Below are 239 nucleotides of genomic sequence, written 5' to 3'. Positions count from 1 at the left end.
GCCTCAAGGTGCGCCCCGACATGAAGCAGCGCCTCGCGGAGTCGTTCGAAACGGCGCTGCGTCTCGCCGACGGCCGCGCCATCGCGCTCGAAATGGACACGAACAAGGAGCATCTCTACAGCTCGAAGTTCGCCTGCCCGATCTGCTCGTACTCGCTGCCGGAGCTGGAGCCGCGCCTCTTCTCGTTCAACAACCCGATGGGCGCGTGCCCGGAGTGCGACGGCCTCGGCCAGATCACC

At 66.5% G+C, this 239-nt stretch carries 1 protein-coding gene; it reads left to right on the top strand.

The features are described 5' to 3' along the window. A partial coding sequence (locus SB751_RS34905) for a hypothetical protein (RefSeq protein WP_410749600.1) occupies nt 1–239 on the top strand: 239 nt, incomplete at both ends.

The sequence above is a fragment of the Cupriavidus sp. SIMBA_020 genome, from assembly GCF_046535395.1.
GTDB lineage: Bacteria > Pseudomonadota > Gammaproteobacteria > Burkholderiales > Burkholderiaceae > Cupriavidus > Cupriavidus campinensis.
This window is presented reverse-complemented; position numbering and strand designations above follow the sequence as displayed.